The organism is Enterobacter sp. SA197 (assembly GCF_054131575.1).
The window spans coordinates 1790432-1812741 of record NZ_CP096393.1; the positions used below are offsets into that span (position 1 = coordinate 1790432).

The window sequence follows — 22310 nt, forward strand, 5'->3', positions numbered from 1 at the left end:
TACGGAACAGGTGCAAAATCAGCTTTTTTTGATTACACTCCTGTTAATCCATACAGCAACAGTGCCGGGGCTTCCCGGCGCTGTTGTCCGTTTTAGCTGGAGAGCCTTACTTGAGCCAGGAATACACAGAAGACAAAGAAGTCACACTTACCAAGCTAAGCAGCGGGCGTCGACTCCTTGAGGCGTTGCTGATCCTCGTTTCTCTGTTTGCCATCTGGCTGATGGCGGCACTTATAAGTTTTAACCCGTCCGATCCCAGTTGGTCTCAGACTGCATGGCATGAACCCATCCATAACTTAGGTGGGCAACCCGGTGCGTGGCTTGCAGACACCCTGTTCTTCATTTTCGGCATTATGGCTTACACCATCCCGGTCATTATTATCGGTGGATGTTGGTTCGCTTACCGCCACCGTGCTAATGAAGATTACATCGATTATTTCGCGGTTTCGCTGCGGTTAATTGGCGCGCTGGCGCTGATCCTTACCTCATGCGGCCTTGCAGCAATAAATGCCGATGATATCTGGTACTTTGCCTCTGGCGGCGTGATTGGCAGTCTGCTCAGCACCACACTGCAGCCACTGTTACGTAGCAGCGGCGGAACCATTGCGTTGCTGTGCGTTTGGGCCGCAGGCCTTACGCTCTTTACGGGCTGGTCTTGGGTGACTATCGCAGAAAAAATCGGCAGCGTGATCCTCAGCATCCTGACCTTCGCCAGCAATCGTACGCGACGTGACGACACCTGGGTTGATGAAGATGAGTATGAAGAGGATGAAGACGATGACGTCCCATCCCGTGCGCCCCGAGAGTCGCGTCGTGCTCGCATCATGCGAGGGGCACTGGCTCGTCGCAAGAGCGTGGCGGAAAAATTCAGTAATCCGATGGGACGTAAAACCGATGAAGCGCTCTTCTCCGGTAAACGCATGGATGACGATGGCGCTGAAGAGATTGAATACTCCGCACGCGGTGTTCCGGCGGATGCTGACGATGTACTGTTCTCGGGTAATCGGGCGACGCACGCAGAAGAGGCCTACGACCCGCTGTTGAGTGGATATCGGGCGACCGAACCCCTTAACGCGGCAGCTACGGAAATGACCGCTGCTCAGGCTTATGCGGCTCCAGCAGCCCCGGCAGATTATGCTCCGGAGCAGCCCCCCGCGTGGCAGCAGTCGATCCCTGAGCCTTATGCTTCTCAGGCGTCAGCCGAGCCTGGTCCGGTGTCCGCGCAAGTGGTGCCAGCGCAGGAGAGCGACTGGCAGCCTACGGCCCCGGTTGTCACCGAGCCTATGGAGTATCAGACCTCTCTGCCTGAGCCAGCCTACGCTGCCCCTGAACCTACTCGTGAGCCGGAACCAGAGCCTGAACCTGAAGAGGTTAAGCATTCCCGTCCACCGCTTTATTATTTTGAAGAAGTTGAAGAGAAGCGGGCCCGTGAGCGCGAGCAGCTTGCGGCCTGGTATCAACCGGTTCCCGAAACCGTTCAGGAGCCACCGCGTCCTGTCACTCCCGCTCCGACAGTTGCACCTGCGGCTGCGCCCGTGACCGCAGCGGCCGTCTCCGCCGTCTCGGGCGTATCACATGCCTCTGCTCCGGAGGCGGTTAACCCGCTCTTCAGTCTTGCTGAAGGCGGGGCGCCGCGACAGCAGGTGAAGGAAGGAATTGGTCCACAGCTGCCCCGTCCGAACCGCGTACGTGTACCGACCCGCCGTGAACTGGCGTCCTACGGTATTAAGCTACCTTCGCAGCGTATGGCTGAAGAGCGCGCGCGTGCAGAACAACATCCTCAGCATGATGCGGTAAGTGATGATGAAGCCGATATCCTGCAACAGCAGGAGCTGGCTCAGCAGTTTGCTGCCAGCCAGCACAGCCGATATGGCGATGAGTATATCGATGACTCGCCATCACTGCCTGCGGCGGCTGAACGTAATGAGGATGAAGAGGCGGAAGCGGAGCTGGCACGGCAGTTTGCCAGCAGCCAACAGCAGCGCTATTCCGGCGATCGCGCTGTCAAGCCTGGCATGTTTTCACTGGATGATTTCGAATTTTCACCGACGAAAACGCTGGTGGATGACGGCCCGAGTGAGCCACTGTTCACGCCAGGCGTTATGCCCGAAGCAGAAACGGCCCGTCCGCAGGTTGTGCCAACCCCTGCCGCAGTGCCTCAGCAGCCTGTTGCCCGGCCAGTGGCTCCCGCACCACAGGAAAGCCTTATCCATCCGCTGCTGATGCGAAATGGTGACAGCCGGCCATTGCAGAAACCTACTACACCGCTGCCGTCTCTGGATCTGCTGACACCACCACCGTCAGAAGTCGAACCGGTGGACACTTTTGCCTTGCAGCAGATGGCACGCCTGGTAGAAGCACGTCTGGCGGATTTCCGCATCAAAGCGGATGTAGTCAATTATTCTCCGGGGCCGGTCATTACTCGGTTTGAATTAAATCTCGCGCCTGGCGTGAAAGCGGCACGTATTTCCAATTTGTCTCGCGATTTAGCCCGCTCGCTCTCTACCGCTGCGGTGCGTGTCGTAGAGGTTATCCCTGGTAAGCCATATGTTGGACTTGAGCTGCCCAATAAAAAGCGTCAGACGGTTTACCTGCGCGAAGTTCTGGATTGCGCCAGTTTCCGCGATAACCCTTCGCCCTTGACCGTTGTCCTGGGTAAAGATATCGCAGGGGAGCCGGTGACGGCCGATCTTGCGAGGATGCCGCATTTACTGGTTGCGGGTACCACGGGTTCAGGTAAATCCGTTGGCGTAAACGCGATGATCCTCAGCATGCTCTATAAAGCGCGTCCTGAAGACGTCAAGTTCATCATGATTGACCCTAAAATGCTTGAACTGTCGGTGTACGAAGGTATCCCGCATCTGCTAACTGAAGTAGTCACCGACATGAAGGATGCCGCGAATGCGCTACGCTGGAGCGTCAACGAGATGGAGCGTCGCTATAAGCTGATGTCGGCGTTGGGTGTGCGTAATCTGGCGGGGTACAACGATAAAATTGCCGAGGCGGCGAAGATGGGCCGTCCGATCCCCGATCCTTACTGGAAACCGGGAGACAGCATGGCCGTTGAGCATCCCGTACTGGAAAAATTGCCTTATATCGTGGTTCTGGTCGATGAATTTGCTGACCTGATGATGACGGTGGGTAAGAAGGTCGAAGAGCTCATCGCACGCCTGGCACAGAAGGCCCGTGCAGCGGGGATTCACCTTGTGCTCGCCACTCAGCGACCGTCAGTCGATGTCATTACCGGGCTTATTAAGGCGAATATTCCCACCCGTATCGCCTTTACGGTATCCAGTAAAATTGACTCCCGTACCATCCTGGACCAGGGCGGCGCGGAATCGCTGCTGGGGATGGGTGATATGCTCTATTCCGGGCCGAACTCGACCATTCCGGTTCGCGTTCATGGCGCCTTCGTACGCGATGAAGAAGTCCATGCCGTTGTTCAGGACTGGAAAGCCCGTGGCCGACCACAGTATATCGATGGCATTACCTCTGACAGCGAAAGCGACAGCGGCGGCGGTGGTTTCGACAGCGGCGAAGAGCTGGATCCATTATTCGATCAGGCCGTCAATTTTGTTACCGAGAAGCGTAAAGCCTCCATTTCTGGCGTACAGCGTCAATTCCGTATCGGCTACAACCGTGCTGCTCGTATTATTGAGCAAATGGAAGCGCAGGGCATCGTGAGCGAGCAGGGGCACAATGGCAACCGTGAAGTGTTAGCCCCTCCACCGTTTGAATAAATGCTAAAATAGGTAAATCAGTAAAATTTAAGTCTTTTCTCCTGTCGCTCACTGCAATCTGCTTTTAGAGTGACAGGAGTGTTCCCCAGACCGGGGGCGATGAATTTTAAGGAACCACAATGAAAAAAATCGCGATGGCATGTGTGTTAATGGGTAGCTTTATGGCCAGCAACGTATGGGCTGATGCCTCCAGCGATCTGAAAAGTCGCCTTGATAAGGTGAACAGTTTCCATGCCAGCTTTACGCAGAAGGTCACGGATGGCAGCGGTGCTGCTGTTCAGGAAGGACAGGGAGATTTGTGGGTTAAACGCCCCAGCCTTTTTAACTGGCATATGACCCAGCCCGATGAAAGCGTTCTGGTCTCTGACGGGAAAACGCTCTGGTTCTATAACCCGTTCGTTGAACAAGCTACCGCCACATCCCTGACCGATGCCACCAGCAATACGCCCTTCATGCTTATTGCCCGCAATCAGAGCAGTGACTGGCAGAAATATAATATTGTCCAGAACGGAGATGATTTTGTTCTGACGCCAAAAACAGCCAGCGGTAACCTGAAGCAATTCACCATTAACGTGGGTCGTGACGGTACTATTCATCAGTTCAGCGCTATTGAGCAGGACGATCAGAAGAGCAGCTATCAGCTCAAATCTCAGCAAAACGGCAGCATCGATCCCTCTAAATTCACCTTTACCCCGCCAAAGGGCGTAACGGTCGACGATCAGCGTAAGTAAGAGGCATGTGTGGGCAACCTGTCGCTCGATTTTTCCGATAATGCATTCCAGCCTCTGGCCGCCCGTATGCGGCCAGAAAATCTAGCGCAATATATTGGTCAGCAACATTTGCTGGCTGCGGGAAACCCGTTGCCCCGTGCGATAGAGGCCGGACATCTGCACTCTATGATCCTGTGGGGACCGCCGGGAACAGGCAAAACTACCCTGGCGGAAGTGATCGCTCGCTACGCCAGCGCAGATGTTGAGCGGATCTCCGCGGTGACATCAGGCGTAAAAGAGATTCGCGAAGCCATTGAGCGTGCGCGGCAGAACCGCAATGCGGGCCGACGAACCATCCTCTTTGTGGATGAAGTCCATCGTTTCAATAAAAGCCAGCAAGACGCCTTCTTGCCGCATATTGAGGACGGCACCATTACCTTTATTGGTGCGACCACCGAAAACCCGTCGTTTGAACTCAACTCTGCTTTACTTTCGCGCGCTCGTGTTTATCTGCTGAAATCACTCACCACCGAAGATATTGAACTTGTCCTGACCCAGGCGATGGAAGACAAAACGCGTGGCTATGGTGGTCAGGATATCGTGTTGCCTGCCGAAACGCGCAAAGCCATTGCGGAGCTGGTCAACGGGGATGCCCGCAGGGCGCTTAATACGCTTGAAATGATGGCGGACATGGCCGAGCTGGATGATGCTGGCAAGCGTGTACTGCAACCCGCATTGTTGACGGAAATTGCCGGTGAGCGCAGCGCGCGTTTCGACAACAAAGGTGACCGGTTTTACGATTTGATTTCCGCCCTGCACAAATCCGTACGCGGTAGTGCTCCCGATGCGGCACTCTACTGGTATGCGAGAATTATCACCGCGGGCGGCGATCCGCTCTATGTGGCTCGACGTTGTCTGGCAATTGCCTCTGAGGATGTTGGCAACGCCGATCCTCGTGCTATGCAGGTGGCAATTTCAGCATGGGATTGCTTTACCCGTGTCGGGCCGGCAGAAGGGGAGCGCGCTATCGCGCAGGCTATTGTTTACCTTGCATGTGCACCAAAAAGTAACGCCGTTTATACCGCATTTAAAGCGGCAATGGCGGATGCCCGTGAACGTCCGGATTATGACGTGCCAGTCCATTTGCGTAATGCGCCGACAAAGCTGATGAAAGAGATGGGCTATGGGCAGGAGTATCGCTATGCGCACAATGAACCTAATGCCTACGCGGCTGGCGAAGTTTTCTTCCCTGAAGAGCTAGCACAAACACGCTATTACTTTCCTACAAATCGGGGTCTTGAGGGTAAGATTGGCGAAAAGCTCGCCTGGCTTGCTGAACAGGATCATAAAAGCCCCATAAAACGCTACCGTTGAGAGTGACCTTGCGGTAATGTTGTCGCTGTATCTCTGTGGCCGCAGGCTGCGGTCACTTTCCCATTATTTCAATTCGATAAGCACAGGATAAGCATGCTCGATCCCAATCTGCTGCGTACCGAGCCAGACGCAGTCGCAGAAAAACTGGCACGCCGGGGCTTTAAGCTGGATGTAGATAAATTACGCGCTCTTGAAGAGCGTCGTAAGGTTTTGCAGGTCAATACTGAAAATCTGCAGGCAGAGCGTAACGCGCGATCGAAATCCATCGGCCAGGCGAAAGCACGCGGGGAAGACATCGAGCCTTTACGCCTGGAAGTGAACAAACTGGGTGAAGAACTGGATGCCGCGAAGGCAGAGCTGGACACCCTGCTGGCGGAAATCCGCGAAATCGCGCTGGCCATTCCGAATACCCCGGACGATAGCGTTCCGGTTGGCAAAGACGAAAACGACAACGTTGAAGTCAAACGCTGGGGCACGCCTCGTCAGTTCGACTTTGAGGTTCGCGACCATGTGACCCTGGGTGAAATGCATGGCGGATTAGACTTTGCCGCTGCGGTTAAACTTACCGGCTCTCGCTTTGTGGTGATGAAAGGTCAGATTGCGCATCTGCACCGTGCGCTGGCGCAGTTCATGATTGATCTGCACACCGAGCAGCATGGCTACAGCGAAACCTACGTTCCTTATCTGGTGAACCATGACACGCTCTACGGAACCGGTCAGTTACCAAAATTTGCGGGTGATCTGTTCCATACGCGTCCACTGGATGAAGAGGCCGACAGCAGCAACTATGCGTTGATTCCGACTGCGGAAGTGCCGCTGACTAACCTGGTGCGCGATGAGATCATCGACGAAGACGATCTGCCAATTAAACTGACGGCGCACTCCCCGTGCTTCCGTTCAGAGGCGGGCTCTTACGGTCGTGATACCCGTGGCCTGATCCGTATGCACCAGTTCGATAAAGTTGAAATGGTGCAGATTGTTCGCCCTGAAGAGTCGATGGCGGCGCTTGAGGAGATGACCGGTCACGCTGAAAAAGTGCTTGAGCTGCTGGGTCTGCCGTATCGTCGTGTTGCGCTTTGCACCGGAGATATGGGCTTTGGCGCATGCAAAACCTACGATCTTGAAGTATGGGTGCCGGCGCAAAATACCTATCGTGAAATTTCCTCCTGCTCCAACGTCTGGGACTTCCAGGCACGCCGTATGCAGGCGCGTTGTCGCAGCAAATCCGATAAGAAAACCCGTTTGGTCCATACCCTGAACGGCTCAGGCCTGGCGGTTGGTCGCACTCTGGTGGCGGTGCTGGAAAACTATCAGCAAGCTGATGGTCGTATCGAGATCCCGGCGGTGTTGCGCCCCTATATGCGTGGCGTCGAGTTTATCGGCTAACGTTAATAATATTAAAAGCGCCTGCGGGCGCTTTTTTTTTCACTTCTCCCGCCCCATTACTGTCTGCTTCCGAACCCATGACCTCTGATTAGCGTAAGGGGGCTCAGGTGAATCTTTGGGTGCTAAATTCTCCATGAATTATTTCAACTGAATTTAAAGCACCAGAATGAAAAATTAATATTTAAATTCAATAAATTAAATTAAATTCAGGTGCAGATTTATCCTCTAAGGATTAGTTTTATATATCGTCCTTCAACAAAATGTGTCGGTGCCTGAATCCGTGGATTGACAATGTTTTTGCCAGTGGCATGATGCGCACGAATCCTGAACTTCCTCACGGTTTTAATCCATGACCACCTATACCCGGCCAGTGCTTTTATTGCTCTGTGGCCTGCTTCTGTTGACCCTGGCAATCGCGGTGCTTAATACGCTTGTCCCGCTTTGGCTCGCCCACGAAAACATGCCGACCTGGCAGGTTGGAATGGTCGGTTCATCCTATTTTACCGGTAATTTGCTCGGCACCATGATGACCGGCTGGCTCATCCGGCGTTACGGGTTTAACCGCAGTTATTACATTGCCTCGCTGATTTTTGCCGTAGGCTGCGCGGGACTGGGCTTTAATATCGGTTTCTGGAGCTGGCTTATCTGGCGCTTTGTCGCAGGTATTGGCTGCGCCATGATCTGGGTGGTCGTAGAGAGCGCCTTGATGCAGAGCGGCACCTCTCATAATCGGGGGCGTTTGCTGGCTGCCTATATGATGATTTATTACGTCGGTACGGTGCTGGGTCAGCTTATGGTCAGTAAAATGCCAACAGCGTTGATGAGCGTTTTACCCTGGGCCGTTGGCCTCGTACTGGCCGCTATTCTGCCGTTACTCTTTGCCCGGATTACCCGTGAGGGTGACGAGGCGCAGACCTCCACCTCGGTCTGGCCGATGTTTCGTTTGCGTCAGGCCCGTCTTGGGGTGAACGGCTGCATTATTTCAGGCATCATCCTTGGTTCGCTGTATGGTTTAATGCCGCTGTATCTCAACCACAAAGGCGTGAACGATTCAGGGATTGGGTTCTGGATGGCGTTGATGGTCAGTGCAGGTATCGTAGGGCAGTGGCCGATAGGGCGTCTTGCTGACCGCTTTGGCCGTTTGCTGGTACTGCGTGTGCAGGTTTTCGTTGTGATTCTGGGATGTGTGGCAATGCTTAGCAATGCTGCGATGGCTCCGGCACTGTTTGTACTGGGCACCGCCGGGTTTACGCTTTATCCGGTTGCGATGGCATGGGCCTGCGAGAAAGTGGAGCACCATCAACTGGTGTCGATGAACCAGGCGCTGTTACTGAGTTACACAATTGGTAGTCTGTTAGGTCCTACGCTAACGGCGATGCTGATGCAAAGCTATTCTGACAGCTTGTTGTTTATCATGATTGCCAGCGTGTCGCTCATTTACCTGATGATGCTGATGCGCAAAGCCGGTCATCATCCGACACCTGTCGCCCATGCCTGAAAAAAAGCCCGCTGGATAATTCCGCGGGCTTTTTACTCCGTGTCTGGTTGGAAACTTAGTACATCACCTTATGACCGTACTGCTCCAGAATACCCTTCACGCGGTCCATGGTCTCTTTTTTCGGCGGGTGAATACCATCGAGTTTGTACTCTTCACCCATCGCCACCCATTTATGCTTACCCAGCTCATGGTAAGGCAGAAGTTCTATCTTTTCGACGTTCCCCATATCACGGGTAAACTCGCCCAAACGGTGCGCGGAGTCATCGTCGTCTGACCAGCCTGGAACCACCACATAGCGGATCCAGACGGTAATATTTTTATTGGAAAGATACTGCGCGAACTCCAGTGTACGGTGGTTGGAGACGCCAACCAGATTCTGGTGGATCTCATCGTTCATCTGTTTGAGATCAAGCATCACCAGATCGGTCACTTCTAGTAACTCATCGACAACCGGATCGTAGCGGCGCACAAAGCCGTTAGTATCTAGGCAGGTATGAATGCCCTCTTTTTTGCAGGCACGAAACCAGTCACGAACGAATTCAGCCTGCAGCATGGCTTCACCGCCTGACGCCGTGACGCCGCCGCCGGAGGCATTCATAAAGTGGCGGTAGGTGACGACATCTTTCATTAACTCGTCAACGGTTATCTCTTTGCCGCTATGGGTGTCCCAGGTGTCACGGTTGTGACAATAGAGGCAGCGCATCAGGCAGCCCTGGAAGAAGGTGATAAAGCGGATACCCGGGCCATCAACGGTGCCACAGGATTCAAAGGAGTGGATGCGACCTATCACTGACATTGCGGTGTTTTCTCCAGATATGGCCCATCCGGGGCCTGTATTGATGCACAGCTCAATCCGGCTGTGTTAATACCCTTCACTCTTCGTCCTGCACATACGTTAGCTTCCTCGCTCACCTCAGTCATTTACTTGCGTAAACGCCTGAGGATTTTCTGCGCGGCTCCCTTCTCGCAGCACGAATTATTTTGGGTAACAATCTGTTTTGGCAGATATCCATAGTATAGATAACCGACGAAGCAGACTGGAGAGGGGTGTTAAAAAGGCCCCACTGATGTGGAGCCTTTATTGTACGCGTTTTACTTCACCATTTCAGTAAGAGGACTTACATGGTCTGAGTGAAAGTACGGGTAATAACGTCCTGCTGCTGTTCTTTAGTCAGGGAGTTAAAACGCACTGCATAACCAGATACACGGATGGTCAACTGCGGATATTTTTCCGGGTTTTCCATCGCATCCAGCAGCATTTCGCGGTTCATGACGTTCACGTTGAGGTGCTGACCACCTTCAATGGAAGACTCATGATGGAAGTAACCATCCATGAGGCCTGCCAGGTTAGTTTTACGCACTTCATCGTCTTTACCGAGTGCATTCGGAACGATAGAGAAGGTGTAAGAGATACCATCTTTCGCGTAGGCAAACGGCAGTTTAGCAACGGAAGTCAGAGAGGCAACCGCACCTTTCTGATCGCGACCGTGCATTGGGTTAGCACCTGGTCCGAACGGCGCGCCAGCACGACGACCATCCGGGGTGTTACCAGTTTTCTTACCATACACAACGTTAGAGGTGATGGTCAGAACGGACTGCGTCGGGATAGCGTTACGGTAGGTAGTCAGTTTCTGAATTTTCTTCATGAAACGTTCAACCAGATCGACCGCCATGTCATCAACGCGAGAGTCGTTGTTACCAAACTGCGGGTATTCACCTTCGATTTCGAAGTCGATAGCCAGGCCATCTTCGTCACGAATAGGTTTCACTTTTGCATGTTTAATTGCAGACAGGGAGTCAGCAGCAACAGACAGGCCAGCGATACCACATGCCATGGTGCGGATAACATCACGATCGTGCAGCGCCATCAGTGAAGCTTCGTAGCTGTACTTGTCGTGCATGTAGTGGATGACGTTCAGCGCAGTGACATACTGTTTAGCCAGCCAGTCCATGAAGTGGTCCATACGATCCATGACTTCGTCATAGTTCAGTACGTCGCCTTTAATCGGTTCAGATTTCGGGCCAACCTGAATTTTCAGTTTTTCATCGACGCCGCCGTTGATTGCGTACAGCATGGTTTTCGCAAGGTTAGCGCGAGCACCAAAGAACTGCATTTGTTTACCAACGATCATCGGGCTTACGCAGCAGGCGATAGCGTAATCATCGTTGTTAAAGTCAGGACGCATCAGATCGTCGTTCTCATACTGCAGAGAAGAGGTATCGATGGAGACTTTAGCCGCGTATTTTTTGAAGTTCAGTGGCAGTTTTTCTGACCACAGAATGGTGATGTTCGGCTCCGGAGACGGCCCCATGGTGTACAGGGTGTTCAGGAAGCGGAAGCTGTTTTTGGTAACCAGCGTACGACCATCCACGCCCATACCTGCGATGGATTCTGTTGCCCAAATCGGGTCGCCAGAGAACAGTTCATCATACTCAGGGGTACGCAGGAAGCGAACCATACGCAGTTTCATGACCAGGTGGTCAACCATTTCCTGCGCTTCTTGTTCGGTGATTTTGCCGGCTTTCAGGTCGCGCTCAATGAACACGTCAAGGAAGGTAGCGGTACGACCGAAGGACATTGCTGCGCCGTTCTGGGATTTAACAGCGGCCAGGTAGCCAAAGTAAGTCCACTGAATTGCTTCCTGTGCAGTCGTTGCCGGACCAGAAATGTCGTAACCGTATTTAGCGGCCATTTCTTTGATCTGACCCAGAGCACGGTGCTGTTCAGAGATTTCTTCACGCAGACGGATAGTGGCTTCCAGATTAACGCCATTTTCCATGTCAGATTGCAGGGACAGGAACTGGGCATATTTGTCTTTCATCAGGAAGTCGATGCCGTACAGGGCAACACGACGGTAGTCACCGATGATACGGCCACGACCATACGCATCCGGCAGACCGGTCAATACGCCAGATTTACGGCAGTTCAGGATGTCTTTGGTGTAAACGTCAAACACGCCCTGGTTATGCGTTTTACGGTATTCGGTAAAGATTTTTTTCAGTGCCGGGTCCAGCTCGCGGTTGTACGCTTTGCAGGAACCTTCGACCATTTTAATGCCACCGAACGGAATAATTGCACGTTTCAGCGGTGCTTCAGTCTGCAGACCAACGATTTTCTCAAGGCTTTTGTTGATGTAACCAGCATCGTGAGAAGTAATAGTAGAGGCAACAGAGGTGTCAAAATCTACAGGCGCGTGAGTGCGGTTTTCCTGTTTAACACCTTCCATAACTTTATCCCACAGCGCGGTGGTAGCTTCGGTAGCGCCGGCCAGGAAGGATTCGTCACCCTCGTAAGGGGTATAGTTTTTCTGGATGAAGTCACGTACGTTTACTTCGTTCTGCCAGTCACCTTTCGTAAAACCTTCCCAGGCTGTGGCTAATTTTTCATTAAGCTCGGACATGTAACACCTACCTTCTTAAGTGGATTTTTTATTTACTGCCTGAGACAACCGTTAGTGATGATCGTCGCCACGCAGGTAAATGACCCAGTATGTCAACCCGACTAATAATCCTCCACCAATGATATTCCCAATTGTTACAGGAATCAGATTATCGGTGATGAAATTTGCAATTGTCAGGTGAGAAAAGTTATCCGGGTTAGAACCGATAGCAGTCCAGAACTCCGGGGCCGCAAAGTGACGAATTAAGATACCCATAGGGATCATAAACATATTTGCGATGCTGTGCTCAAAGCCGCTGGCAACAAACATGCCTACCGGCAGCACCATAATCAGTGCTTTATCTGTCAGGCTACGGCCGGAATAACTCATCCACACCGCCAGACAGACCATCAGGTTCGCCAGAATGCCCAAGGCAACGGCTTCAATAAAAGTATGGTGCAATTTATGGTCAGCGGTTTGCAGGACGTTGAGACCCCATCCGCCGTTCGCCACCATATATTCACCTGAAAGCCATATCAGTAAGACAAAGAGCAGTGCGCCAATCAGGTTACCGATATAGACGTTTGCCCAGTTGCGAGCCAACTGACCCCAGGTGATACGTCCGCTGGCTTTAGCCACGACGATCAGTACTGTTGATGTAAAGAGGTCAGCGCCGCAGATGACGCAAAGGATTAGCCCTAATGAGAAGCAGATGCCACCAATCAGTTTAGCAATGCCATAGGGCATCGAGGCAGTACCTGTCGTGGCTGTAATATAGAAAACAAAAGCGATGGAGATAAAGACACCGGCAGTAATCGCCAAAAAGAATGTGGTCAGCGGTTTCTTCGTTGCTTTATAGACGCCTGCTTCTTCGGCAACTTTTGCCATCGCAGCGGGAAGTATTAGATCAAAAGGGTTGTCAGCTTTCACACTAACTCTCTCTTTGTTTAAGTCGGCGAGAAGATACTAACAAAGCATTATAGAAGAGAATTTGATATGGATCATATCTCGCCTGGCTAATAGGACCGCAAAGCGCAGGGTTATACTGCGAATGCGAACTAAAGTGTTGATTATCAAAGTAAAAATAAAGTTTAAAATTTACAAGAAGTGTTGAATTTTTTTATGCTCGCTCCCAATTAACAGTTAATTAAAATGGAGTAATTGCCATAAAAAGTAACAATAAGCCCTGAGTATCTATATATATATTTACCCATAATTAACTTTATTATTACAATTGGCTTTCATTGCCGAAATATAAATAAAAAGGGGCAATGAAATTGCCCCGTAATATAGCCTGAACTTGCGATTAAGCCTACAGAATGTCGTACTACTTGTTGCTATTTCGCCCAGAAAGCACGTTTAGCACGTTGTAATTTTTCGTAAGCGGCTAACAACGCCTGATGGGCCGGGAAAGCTTCAAGCGTCCCATCCGCAGGCTGTAAGCCGTAGAAAGGTTCTTCACCGCTCAAGGCTGCGCTTGCGGCTTCAACCGCTTCTGCGCCATACATCCGCACAAAAGCATTCAGATACTGCAAAGGTTGACGCTCTTCTTCCTGAGCCAGCAACAACAGGGTCTGGAGGCAGCGGTAGAAATTGGCGCGTTCAGCACTGAAAACAGAACCATTGAACTCTATCGTCCATTCAACCCATGACAGTGCCTGCTCAGTGTCGCCACCGGCGAGGGCGAGCATAGCTTTCAGCTCACCAATGCGCAGGGTAAACCAGCCGTTATCTTTGCCGGTTGCGATACCGAGCAGTTCGCGAACGCGGGTGAAGTCATCATGGCCTTCTTCATCAAGCTGCTCAATCAGATTCAGATAATCCTCTTTTTCCCACTCGCTACCTGGCAATGAGAGGATCGTTTCGCGCAGATGACTGCCCATCGCATTGTTTGCAAGCCACAGATCTTCAGCAGGATAAATATCGGACATACCCGGCACCAGAATGCGGCAAGCGTAAACCCCCAGATGCTCGTAGTCAGCGATGTACACTTCTTTATCTTCCGCGCGGAAGATAGCCATCAGCGTAGCGAACTCTTCTTCCGTGGTGCCCGCAAAGCTCCAGTCTGCAAAGGGATAATCCGCGTCCTGTTTAAACAGATCCCAGGAGATCGAACCGCTGGAATCGATAAAGTGTGTTTCGAGATTGGTATGTTCCGCCACTTCTTCATCATCAAAGGTGGGTGGGGTAAAGACGTCCAGATCCTTCAGGCCCCGGCCCTGCAACAGTTCGGTCACGGTGCGCTCCAGCGCCACGCCGAAGTCCGGATGGGCACCAAAGGACGCAAAGCAGGTGCCATTTGCCGGGTTAAACAGCACCACACAAATGACCGGATACTGGCCACCAAGGGAACCGTCATAGGCGAAGATAGGGAAACCTTCTGCTTCCAGCTTCTCAATGGAGGCCACCACACCCGGATAACGTGCCAGTACCTCGGCCGGGATTTCCGGCAGGCTGATGCGTTCACTGATGATGCGATTTTTAATATGGCGTTCGAACACTTCGGACAGACCCTGAACACGCGCTTCGTTAGCCGTGTTACCGGCAGACATGCCGTTAGAGACGTAGAGGTTGCCAACAATGTTCATAGGGATGTAGACGGTTTGCGCGTCAGACTGACGAGTAAACGGCAGAGCACAGATGCCGCGAGCTTCGTTGCCGGATTGCAAATCCACCAGCATACCGGCGGTCAGTTCGTTTTCCGGATCGTAAAAGGCGCGCAGACGGGCATCAAGTATTCCGTCCGGCAGTTGGTCATTTTCCGGCAGCGGGAACCATTTTTCGTTCGGGTAGTGAACGAAAGGGCCATTAGCGACGGTATCACCCAGCCAGAAATCGGCAAAGAAGTAGTTAGTGGAAAGACGCTCAAAATATTCACCCAGCGCGGAAGCCAGAGCGGCCTTTTTGGTGGCGCCTTTACCATTGGTGAAGCACAGCGCGCTGTCTTTATCACGAATATGCACGGACCAGACGTTGGGTACCGGGTTCAGCCAGGAGGCCTCTTCAATATTAAAGCCAAGATCGAGGAGTTTTTGCTGGAAGCGAGTGATGGAATCTTCCAGAGCGGCGTCTTTGCCGGGGATATAGGTTTGCGTCATAGCAGCAGTCACTTTTTTGTACGTAAAGCGGGCGATCATACGGGTTTTATGTGACTGACGCTATCTTCACCGGACGGTCGGCGAAAATAAAACTTTTGGCTATGCTTACTAAACATAACTCGCTGATAAGGCGTTAAAAATGAAAGCGTTTGATTTGCACCGAATGGCACTTGATAAGGTTCCGCTGGAGTTTCTGGGAGAAGTCGCGCTACGCAGTCTTTATACCTTCATTCTGGTTTTCTTGTTTCTCAAAATTACCGGTCGCCGCGGTGTCCGGCAGATGTCGTTATTTGAAGTGTTGATCATTCTGACCTTAGGGTCGGCGGCAGGCGATGTCGCCTTCTATGATGATGTCCCCATGCTACCGGTGCTGGTGGTGTTTATTACCCTTGCCGGGTTATATCGACTCGTCATGTGGCTGATGTCTCATAGTGAAAAGCTTGAGGATCTGCTGGAAGGCAAGCCCGCCATCATTATTGAAGAAGGGGAGTTCGCCTGGGAGAAACTGAGCAAGGAGAATATGACCGAATTCGAATTTTTTATGGAGCTTCGCATTAGCGGTGTCGATCACCTTGGTCAGGTTCGCCTCGCTATTCTGGAAACGAACGGCCAGCTCAGTGTCTTTTATTATGCAGATGAGGACATTAAACCTGGACTGTGTATTTTACCCGCCGAGTACTCTCCACGTTATACAACGGTACCGGAACAGGGAGATTATGCCTGTGTGCAATGTAGCCGGGTAATAACCATGCGGGCAGGGGAGCATCAATTATGTCCGCGCTGCGCAAATCCAGAATGGTCGAAGGCGAGCCGGGGAATTAGGATAACCTGACAGCGATTATGTCGGTTTTATGATGGTTACCCGGAAGAATGTTTTGTGTGAAGCACAGCACGTTTACCGGGTCATAAGTTTTAGACATTGCGGCGCGTGTCACTGAATGATAAAACCGATATCCACTGTTATAACTTATTGCTTTTAGCGTGGTGAGGGGAAATGGCTCAGGTCTTTAATTTCAGTTCAGGTCCGGCAATGTTACCGGCGGATGTGCTTAAACAAGCTCAACAAGAGTTGTGTGACTGGCAGGGTCTTGGTACATCGGTGATGGAGATCAGCCACCGTGGTAAAGAATTTATTCAGGTGGCGGAAGAAGCAGAAAAGGATTTTCGTGATTTACTGAATATCCCCTCGAACTACAAAGTATTGTTCTGTCACGGCGGCGGTCGCGGTCAGTTTGCAGGTATCCCGCTGAACATTCTCGGTGATAAAACCACGGCAGACTACGTTGATGCGGGCTATTGGGCAGCAAGCGCTGTCAAAGAAGCCAAAAAATACTGCACGCCAAACGTGATTGACGCCAAAATCACTGTGGATGGTCTGCGTGGCGTGAAGCCGATGCGCGAATGGCAGCTCAGCGACAATAGCGCTTACCTGCACTACTGCCCGAACGAAACCATTGATGGCATCGCCATCGATGAAACGCCTGACTTTGGCAGCGATGTTATCGTCACCGCTGACTACTCCTCCACAATCCTTTCTCGTCCGCTGGACGTCAGCCGTTATGGCGTGATTTATGCCGGAGCGCAGAAAAACATCGGTCCTGCGGGTTTGACGCTGGTGATTGTGCGTGACGATCTGCTGGGCAAAGCGCATCAGAGCTGCCCGTCCATTCTGGACTACAGCATTCTGGCTGAACACGACTCCATGTTTAACACGCCGCCGACGTTTGCCTGGTATCTGGCCGGCCTGGTCTTCAAATGGCTGAAGAACAACGGTGGCGTAGCGGCGATGGATAAAGTTAACCAGCAAAAAGCAGACCTGCTTTATGGCGTCATTGATAACAGTGATTTCTATCGTAACGATGTCGCGAAAGCGAACCGTTCTCGTATGAACATCCCTTTCCAGCTGGCGGATAGCTCGCTTGATAAACGCTTCCTTGAAGAGTCGCTGGCGGCGGGACTGCATGCCCTCAAAGGCCACCGTGTGGTGGGTGGTATGCGTGCCTCAATTTATAACGCCATGCCGCTCGAAGGTGTGAAAGCCCTGACCGAATTTATGACTGACTTCGAACGTCGTCGCGGTTAACCCTGCCTGTCATCTTACCCCCGTCATCTGCTGCGGGGGTTTTTATTGTGTATTTGTTGAGAGTTAAGTTTCATGGAATCCCTGACGTTACAACCCATCGCGCGGGTGGATGGCACCATCAATCTGCCTGGTTCTAAAAGTGTTTCTAACCGTGCCTTGTTGCTGGCGGCATTCGCTGAGGGTACCACCGTACTGACCAATCTGCTGGACAGTGACGATGTGCGCCATATGCTCAATGCACTGCGTGCGTTGGGTGTCTCGTTTACGCTTTCAGACGATCGTACACGCTGCGAGGTCACGGGTGTCGGCGGTCCACTGATTTGTGATAAACCGCTGGAGTTATTCCTGGGAAATGCCGGTACGGCGATGCGGCCTCTGGCTGCTGCGCTTTGTCTGGGCGTTAACGATCTGGTGCTGACCGGTGAACCGCGAATGAAAGAACGCCCGATTGGTCACCTGGTCGATGCGCTACGTCAGGGTGGCGCGCAAATTGATTATCTTGAGCAGGAAAATTACCCTCCGCTGCGTTTACGCGGTGGGTTTGTAGGAGGGCGGGTTGAGGTTGATGGCAGCGTTTCCAGCCAGTTCCTCACCGCATTGTTGATGATGGCGCCGGTTGCGCCGCAGGATACGACCATCACTATTAAAGGCGACCTGGTCTCCAAACCCTATATCGACATTACTCTTCATCTGATGAAAACCTTCGGGATAGAAGTAGATAACCAGGATTATCAACAGTTTGTTGTGCGTGGAAACCAGCGTTACCACTCACCGGGGCACTATCTGGTGGAAGGGGATGCCTCCTCCGCCTCCTATTTCCTTGCTGCAGGTGCCATCAAAGGCGGCACGGTAAAAGTGACCGGTATCGGGCGTAACAGCGTGCAGGGCGATATCCGCTTTGCGGATGTGCTGGAGAAAATGGGCGCGACAGTGGTCTGGGGGGATGATTTTATCTCCTGTACCCACGGTGAGCTGAAGGCAATCGATATGGACATGAACCATATCCCGGATGCGGCGATGACCATCGCCACGGCAGCACTCTTCGCGCGTGGTACTACTACCATGCGTAATATTTATAACTGGCGGGTGAAAGAGACCGATCGTCTCTTTGCAATGGCAACCGAGCTGCGCAAAGTTGGTGCTGAGGTGGAAGAGCGCGAAGATTTTATTCGTATCACGCCGCCTGCTCACATACAGTACGCGGAAATCGGTACCTATAACGATCATCGTATGGCGATGTGTTTCTCACTGGTAGCATTGTCAGACACGCCGGTTACGATCCTTGATCCGAAATGTACGGCGAAAACCTTCCCGGACTATTTTGAGCAATTAGCACGTATCAGTACCCTCGCTTGATATGCCGGGCTACCCTTAACATATTGCAGGGTAGCCCGCACCTGTCATTTTTTGGTTGTAACATCATAACCTTATAGTGTTAATCTTTTTGCGGATTTATCCCAATGGTGTTAATGATTAATACAAGGATGATGTAATGAAAAATAAAAAAGTACTCTTAAGCTGCCTGGTAGCGGCAACACTGATCTCAGGCTGTAAAACAATGAGTCTCGATCCTGATTCGCTGGCGAAATCAGGCATGTCTGCATATAAAGCCGCGACATTAAGCGACGCAGACGTTAAAACGCTGTCAAATGAAGCGTGTGCGGAGATGGATAAACAGAACACCGTTGCTCCGGCCTCGAGTTCTTATACCAAACGACTGGCAAAAATCTCCAAAGCACTGGGCAGTTCCATCGACGGTACCCCGGTTAATTACAAAGTCTATGCCACTAAAGATGTGAACGCGTGGGCAATGGCCAACGGCTGTATTCGCGTTTATAGCGGCCTGATGGACATGATGACCGATAATGAAGTTGAAGCGGTTCTCGGCCATGAACTGGGTCACGTAGCGCTGGGACATTCGCGTAAAGCGATGCAAACCGCCTATGCGACGCTGGCAGCGCGCGATGCCATTTCTGCGAGCAGCGCCGTCGGTGCCCAGCTGTCAAATTCTCAGCTCGGCGAACTGGGGGAGAAAATGATTAACTCCGCCTTCTCCCGTAGCCAGGAATCGGATGCTGATGACTTCTCCTACGATCTGCTTAAAAAGCGTAAGATCAGCACTCAGGGCTTAGTCACCAGCTTCGAGAAACTGGCTAAGCTGGATGCCGGCTCAGAAAAATCGATGTTCGACTCCCATCCGCCTTCAGCTGAGCGAGCGCAGCATATTCGCGATCGCATCGCGGCTGACAAAAAGTAAATCATTGTCACTTCCGGGCTGGCGTTCTGCCAGCCCACTATAATTGCGCAAACCTTCTTCACTCAATCCGATTCAACAGGTTATTTGCACGCAGGAGTAACGGTCATTCACGTTGCAGCGTATAATGCGCGGCGTTCACGTAAACGGTATGCCTTAATGAAGGAGAAAAAGATGACAGCGATTGCCCCGGTAATCACCATTGATGGGCCAAGCGGTGCGGGGAAAGGCACCCTGTGCAAAGCAATGGCGGAAGCGTTGCAATGGCATCTTCTGGACTCAGGCGCAATCTATCGTGTGCTGGCGCTGGCTGCATTGCACCATCACGTCGATGTCACCTCTGAAGAGGTTCTGGTTCCGCTGGCAGCGCATCTGGATGTGCGTTTTATTTCGACTAACGGCAACCTCGAAGTGATTCTGGAAGGGGAGGATGTCAGTGGTGAGATCCGCACACAGGACGTGGCCAATGCCGCTTCCCAGGTTGCCGCCTTCCCCCGTGTCCGAGAAGCGCTGTTGCGCCGTCAACGCGCCTTCCGTGAAGCACCTGGTCTGATTGCCGATGGTCGTGATATGGGAACCGTGGTGTTTCCTGATGCGCCAGTAAAAATTTTCCTTGACGCCTCATCAGAGGAGCGTGCGCACCGGCGTATGCTTCAGTTGCAGGAAAAGGGCTTTAGTGTTAACTTTGATCGCCTTTTGGCCGAGATCAAAGAACGTGACGACCGCGATCGTAATCGTCCCGTTGCGCCGCTTATCCCCGCTGCTGATGCTTTAGTTCTGGATTCTACCAGTTTAAGTATTGAGCAAGTGATTGAAAAAGCGTTACAATATGCGCGCCAAAAATTGGCTCTCGCGTAAAGCGACCGAATTTGCAGTACCCCCGCAGCAATGGAGTGTTAGCGGGTATGTTAAACAACCCCATCCGGCACGGAGCCAGGTGGACGTTAAATATGAAACCTGAAGATTAAACATGACTGAATCTTTTGCTCAACTATTTGAAGAATCCTTAAAAGAAATCGAAACCCGTCCGGGTTCCATCGTCCGTGGTGTTGTTGTTGCTATCGACAAAGATATCGTACTGGTTGACGCTGGTCTGAAATCTGAGTCTGCCATTCCGGCAGAGCAGTTCAAAAACGCCCAGGGCGAGCTGGAAATCCAGGTTGGTGACGAAGTTGACGTTGCTCTGGATGCAGTGGAAGACGGCTTCGGTGAAACCCTGCTGTCCCGTGAAAAAGCTAAACGTCACGAAGCTTGGATCACGCTGGAAAAAGCTTACGAAGACGCTGAAACTGTGGTTGGTGTTATCAACGGCAAAGTTAAAGGTGGCTTCACTGTTGAGCTGAATGGTATTCGCGCGTTCCTGCCAGGTTCCCTGGTTGACGTTCGTCCAGTTCGCGACACGCTGCAACTGGAAGGCAAAGAGCTTGAGTTCAAAGTTATCAAGCTGGACCAGAAGCGTAACAACGTTGTTGTATCCCGTCGTGCCGTTATCGAATCCGAAAACAGCGCAGAACGCGATCAGCTGCTGGAAAACCTGCAGGAAGGCATGGAAGTCAAAGGTATCGTTAAGAACCTCACTGACTACGGCGCATTCGTTGATCTGGGCGGCGTTGATGGCCTGCTGCACATCACCGACATGGCGTGGAAACGCGTTAAGCACCCGAGCGAAATCGTAAACGTTGGCGACGAAATCACTGTTAAAGTGCTGAAATTCGACCGCGAACGTACTCGTGTTTCCCTGGGCCTGAAACAGCTGGGCGAAGATCCGTGGGTCGCTATCGCTAAGCGTTATCCGGAAGGTACCAAACTGACTGGTCGCGTGACCAACCTGACCGACTACGGCTGCTTCGTTGAAATCGAAGAAGGCGTTGAAGGCCTGGTTCACGTTTCCGAAATGGATTGGACCAACAAAAACATCCACCCGTCCAAAGTTGTTAACGTTGGCGATGTAGTGGAAGTTATGGTTCTGGATATCGACGAAGAACGTCGTCGTATCTCCCTGGGTCTGAAGCAGTGCAAAAACAACCCATGGCAGCAGTTCGCGGAAACCCACAACAAGGGCGACCGTGTTGAAGGTAAAATCAAGTCTATCACTGACTTCGGTATCTTCATCGGCCTGGACGGCGGCATCGACGGCCTGGTTCACCTGTCTGACATCTCCTGGAACGTTACAGGCGAAGAAGCAGTTCGTGAATACAAGAAAGGCGACGAAATCGCAGCCGTTGTTCTGCAGGTTGACGCAGAGCGTGAGCGTATCTCCCTGGGCGTTAAACAGCTCGCAGAAGATCCGTTCAACAACTGGGTTGCAGTGAACAAGAAAGGCGCAATCGTAAACGGTAAAGTCACTGCAGTTGACGCTAAAGGCGCAACCGTAGAACTGGCTGACGGCGTTGAAGGTTACCTGCGCGCTTCTGAAGCTTCCCGTGACCGTGTTGAAGATGCAACGCTGGTTCTGAACGTTGGTGATGACGTAGAAGCGAAATTCACCGGTGTGGATCGTAAGAACCGCGCAATCAGCCTGTCTGTTCGTGCTAAAGACGAAGCTGACGAGAAAGATGCTATCGCGACTGTTAACAACAAACAGGAAGACGGTAACTTCTCTAACGCTATGGCTGAAGCCTTCAAAGCAGCTAAAGGCGAGTAATTTCTCAACATCATTCAGATAATGACGGATTGTTGAATGCAAACCCCGATTAATTTCGGGGTGAGCAGTCAAAGCAGATCTTCATTCAGTCTGAAGAATGATGAGGATACTTGACAGATTACAGATTTCGTCCTGTAATCAAG

Annotated in this window: 15 protein-coding genes; 11 read left to right on the forward strand and 4 right to left on the reverse strand. The window is 51.8% G+C overall.

Annotated elements, in window-relative coordinates; all coding sequences use genetic code 11:
* Positions 1-110: 110 nt before the first annotated feature.
* From M1D91_RS08185 to M1D91_RS08205, 5 genes are all read left to right on the forward strand, one after another.
* Positions 111-3740 carry a DNA translocase FtsK 4TM domain-containing protein gene (locus tag M1D91_RS08185; protein ID WP_437431286.1) on the forward strand — a complete coding sequence of 1210 codons (3630 nt, stop codon included), beginning with the start codon at positions 111-113 and terminating at the stop codon, positions 3738-3740.
* Between the two features lie 119 nt (positions 3741-3859).
* Entirely contained in the window at positions 3860-4471 is a 612-nt protein-coding gene (gene lolA / locus M1D91_RS08190) for an outer membrane lipoprotein chaperone LolA (RefSeq protein ID WP_437431287.1), read from the forward strand.
* Positions 4472-4480: 9 nt separating this feature from the next.
* Positions 4481-5824, forward strand: a complete 1344-nt coding sequence (gene rarA / locus M1D91_RS08195) for a replication-associated recombination protein RarA (protein ID WP_437431288.1) — start codon at positions 4481-4483, stop codon at positions 5822-5824.
* Positions 5825-5917: 93 nt separating this feature from the next.
* Positions 5918-7210 (forward strand): serine--tRNA ligase, encoded by a 1293-nt coding sequence (serS, locus tag M1D91_RS08200; protein WP_437431289.1) that lies wholly within the window; start codon positions 5918-5920, stop codon positions 7208-7210.
* A gap of 349 nt (positions 7211-7559) precedes the next feature.
* A complete protein-coding gene (locus M1D91_RS08205) occupies positions 7560-8708 on the forward strand; it encodes an MFS transporter (RefSeq protein ID WP_437431290.1) in 1149 nt (382 codons plus the stop codon).
* A 55-nt stretch (positions 8709-8763) separates the two neighbouring features.
* On the opposite strand, the gene pflA is transcribed toward M1D91_RS08205, so the two are convergent.
* The 4 genes from pflA to ycaO all read right to left on the reverse strand — a co-directional run bounded on the left by pflA (position 8764) and on the right by ycaO (position 15186).
* On the reverse strand, positions 8764-9504 hold the full coding sequence (gene pflA / locus M1D91_RS08210) for a pyruvate formate lyase 1-activating protein (RefSeq protein WP_437431291.1): 741 nt from the start codon (positions 9502-9504) through the stop codon (positions 8764-8766).
* Positions 9505-9826: 322 nt separating this feature from the next.
* Positions 9827-12109, reverse strand: a complete 2283-nt coding sequence (gene pflB, locus M1D91_RS08215; protein ID WP_437431292.1) for a formate C-acetyltransferase — start codon at positions 12107-12109, stop codon at positions 9827-9829.
* Between the two features lie 51 nt (positions 12110-12160).
* Positions 12161-13018, reverse strand: coding sequence for a formate transporter FocA (focA, locus tag M1D91_RS08220; protein ID WP_437431293.1), 858 nt, complete (start codon positions 13016-13018; stop codon positions 12161-12163).
* 407 nt (positions 13019-13425) lie between these two features.
* The gene (gene ycaO, locus M1D91_RS08225) at positions 13426-15186 is read right to left on the reverse strand and encodes a 30S ribosomal protein S12 methylthiotransferase accessory factor YcaO (RefSeq protein WP_437431294.1); all 1761 of its coding nucleotides are present in this window, start codon (positions 15184-15186) and stop codon (positions 13426-13428) included.
* Positions 15187-15325: 139 nt separating this feature from the next.
* On the opposite strand from ycaO, the gene M1D91_RS08230 reads away from it, so the two are divergent.
* The 6 genes from M1D91_RS08230 to rpsA all read left to right on the forward strand — a co-directional run bounded on the left by M1D91_RS08230 (position 15326) and on the right by rpsA (position 22167).
* Positions 15326-16018, forward strand: a complete 693-nt coding sequence (locus M1D91_RS08230) for a DUF421 domain-containing protein (protein WP_437431295.1) — start codon at positions 15326-15328, stop codon at positions 16016-16018.
* Between the two features lie 162 nt (positions 16019-16180).
* Entirely contained in the window at positions 16181-17269 is a 1089-nt protein-coding gene (serC, locus tag M1D91_RS08235) for a 3-phosphoserine/phosphohydroxythreonine transaminase (protein WP_437431296.1), read from the forward strand.
* Positions 17270-17341: 72 nt separating this feature from the next.
* Positions 17342-18625 (forward strand): 3-phosphoshikimate 1-carboxyvinyltransferase, encoded by a 1284-nt coding sequence (aroA, locus tag M1D91_RS08240; RefSeq protein ID WP_437431297.1) that lies wholly within the window; start codon positions 17342-17344, stop codon positions 18623-18625.
* A gap of 136 nt (positions 18626-18761) precedes the next feature.
* Positions 18762-19526, forward strand: a complete 765-nt coding sequence (gene loiP / locus M1D91_RS08245; RefSeq protein WP_437431298.1) for a metalloprotease LoiP — start codon at positions 18762-18764, stop codon at positions 19524-19526.
* Between the two features lie 171 nt (positions 19527-19697).
* Positions 19698-20381: a (d)CMP kinase gene (gene cmk / locus M1D91_RS08250; RefSeq protein WP_437431299.1), complete on the forward strand. Its 684-nt coding sequence runs from the start codon at positions 19698-19700 to the stop codon at positions 20379-20381.
* 112 nt (positions 20382-20493) lie between these two features.
* Positions 20494-22167: a 30S ribosomal protein S1 gene (gene rpsA / locus M1D91_RS08255; RefSeq protein WP_437431300.1), complete on the forward strand. Its 1674-nt coding sequence runs from the start codon at positions 20494-20496 to the stop codon at positions 22165-22167.
* Positions 22168-22310 lie beyond the last annotated feature (143 nt).

Coding starts and splice junctions, on each gene's coding strand:
- rpsA (WP_437431300.1), top strand. CDS start 20,494: ATGACTGAATCTTTTGCTCAACTATTTGAAGAATCCTTAAAAGAAATC.
- M1D91_RS08230 (WP_437431295.1), top strand. CDS start 15,326: ATGAAAGCGTTTGATTTGCACCGAATGGCACTTGATAAGGTTCCGCTG.
- aroA (WP_437431297.1), top strand. CDS start 17,342: ATGGAATCCCTGACGTTACAACCCATCGCGCGGGTGGATGGCACCATC.
- pflB (WP_437431292.1), bottom strand. CDS start 12,109: ATGTCCGAGCTTAATGAAAAATTAGCCACAGCCTGGGAAGGTTTTACG.
- ycaO (WP_437431294.1), bottom strand. CDS start 15,186: ATGACGCAAACCTATATCCCCGGCAAAGACGCCGCTCTGGAAGATTCC.
- serC (WP_437431296.1), top strand. CDS start 16,181: ATGGCTCAGGTCTTTAATTTCAGTTCAGGTCCGGCAATGTTACCGGCG.
- lolA (WP_437431287.1), top strand. CDS start 3,860: ATGAAAAAAATCGCGATGGCATGTGTGTTAATGGGTAGCTTTATGGCC.
- M1D91_RS08205 (WP_437431290.1), top strand. CDS start 7,560: ATGACCACCTATACCCGGCCAGTGCTTTTATTGCTCTGTGGCCTGCTT.
- pflA (WP_437431291.1), bottom strand. CDS start 9,504: ATGTCAGTGATAGGTCGCATCCACTCCTTTGAATCCTGTGGCACCGTT.
- serS (WP_437431289.1), top strand. CDS start 5,918: ATGCTCGATCCCAATCTGCTGCGTACCGAGCCAGACGCAGTCGCAGAA.
- loiP (WP_437431298.1), top strand. CDS start 18,762: ATGAAAAATAAAAAAGTACTCTTAAGCTGCCTGGTAGCGGCAACACTG.
- cmk (WP_437431299.1), top strand. CDS start 19,698: ATGACAGCGATTGCCCCGGTAATCACCATTGATGGGCCAAGCGGTGCG.